The organism is Mycobacterium sp. (assembly GCF_049280035.1).
GTDB lineage: Bacteria > Actinomycetota > Actinomycetes > Mycobacteriales > Mycobacteriaceae > Mycobacterium.
In genome coordinates, this window is record NZ_JBAPPI010000001.1 from 1 (window position 1) to 1749 (window position 1749).

Consider the following 1749-nt stretch of genomic DNA (forward strand, 5'->3'; position numbering starts at 1 on the left):
CGGCCTGTGCCCGACGATCGTGCACGGCACCGTGCAGGCCGCTCTGGCCATCCAGCTGCTCGGCGGACCCGCCCAGCATGCGGCGTGGCTACCGTCGCTGGCCAACGGAAACATCAGTGCCACAACATGTTTATGGGGTCCACGTAATGCCGCAGTGACCACACCGACGCTGCGTGTGCGTTCGGAGGCTTGGGGCGGCTGGCGACTCAGCGGCGCGGTCGACTTCGTCGCGGACGCCGACCTGGCCGACCACCTCGTCGTGTCGGCAGCCGCGGCGGGGGAGCGGATCATGGCGTTCGTCGTGCCGTTGACCGCGGCGGGCCTGTGGATCGACCCGCTGCGGTTGATGGGCGGGCACCGCACCTTCCGGATCGGATTCGACGATGTCGAGGTGATTGATCCGGCGGCGGTGCTGGACGGGGCCGACGGTGCGGGGTTAACCGAAAACAGCCTGCGCCGGGTGGCCAACGCCGCAGTGGCGTTGCTGTCGCTGGACCTGGTCGGTGTCGGCGAGGCGGTGCTGCAACGCACCGTCGACTACACGGCGGCCCGAGAACAGTTCGGCCGGCCTATCGCCTCGTTTCAAGCGGCGCAGCATTTGGTGGCGAATATGCATATCGCGCTGGCCGCAGCTCGGCTGGCAGCTCACTCGGCGGTGTTCTGGATCGGGAGGGGCCGCACCGCCACCCGTGAAACCGCGATCGCGCGAATGCACGCAGCCAGCGCGGCGAAATCGGTCACGCTTGACGCACACCAGCTGCATGGCGGTATGGGTTATGTACTCGACACCGACCTGCATTTGTTCTCCGAACGGGCCCGGGTGCTGTCCACGCTGGGCGGCGGGGCGGACGTGGCCGCAACGTGGTTGGAGGAGGAGGCGTGAGCGAGCAGGGTCTGATCGACGCCGAGTCGGCGTCGCGAGTGGGCACCGTCGCCGCAACGGCGACCGGCGAAGTCAACCGGCGCGACTGGCAACGCTGGGCCGCGGCGGTCGGAGATCACAATCCACTGTGGTTCGACACCGAATACGCTCGCGCACAAGGCTACCGCGACATCATCTGCCCGCCGCTTTTTCTGCAGTACGCCGTGCTGGGAGTCACCGCGTTGGACGGCTTGCGGCCCGATGGATCGTCCGGGGCGGTGTCCGGCAGCCTCGCCTTTCCCCGGGCACCCCGACGCATGGCCGGCGGGGAGAGCACAACGTTCCATGCGCCGGGGTATCACCGCGATGAAGTCGAAATGGTGCGCACCATCGAGTCGATCGTGGAAAAGCAAGGTCGCTCCGGCCGGTTCGTGCTGGTGACCTGGCGCACGCTGTATCGCAACCAGCGACGTGAATTACTCACCGAGGCAACGACATCGATGATCGCCCGACCGTGAGGAGTTGAATGGTCCCCGAAAATGCCTCGGCACAGGTTTGTTATGAGGACGTCGAGCCCGGCGACCCGTTGCCGGCGCTCACGATAACGGTCGACGAACGGCAGTTGTTCTTCTTCAGCGCCGCAACGTACAACGGTCACCGCATCCACTACGACAAGGACTGGGCGCGAACGGTCGAGGGTTACGACGACGTCATCGTGCAGGGACCGCTGCAGGCCGCCCTGCTGGCCCGGGCTATCACCGACTGGATCGGCGGTCGCGGTCGTCTGGTTGAGTACAGCGTGCAGAACCGGGCGATCGCGTTTGCGGGCGAGGAACTGAGTTTTGGCGGGGTGGTGACCGCAAAGCGGTTGGGCGACAACACCGGTC

General features: G+C 66.6%; 3 protein-coding genes. All 3 read left to right on the forward strand.

What is annotated here, in order from left to right; all coding sequences use genetic code 11:
* The coding region (locus WAN71_RS00005) for an acyl-CoA dehydrogenase family protein (protein WP_422223362.1) at window positions 1-883 on the forward strand (883 nt) is incomplete at its 5' end.
* The gene (locus WAN71_RS00010; RefSeq protein WP_422223363.1) at window positions 880-1380 is read left to right on the forward strand and encodes a MaoC family dehydratase; all 501 of its coding nucleotides are present in this window, start codon (window positions 880-882) and stop codon (window positions 1378-1380) included. The genes WAN71_RS00005 and WAN71_RS00010, both read left to right, overlap by 4 nt.
* A gap of 8 nt (window positions 1381-1388) precedes the next feature.
* Window positions 1389-1749: MaoC/PaaZ C-terminal domain-containing protein (locus WAN71_RS00015; RefSeq protein ID WP_422223364.1), on the forward strand; the 361-nt coding region annotated here is incomplete at its 3' end.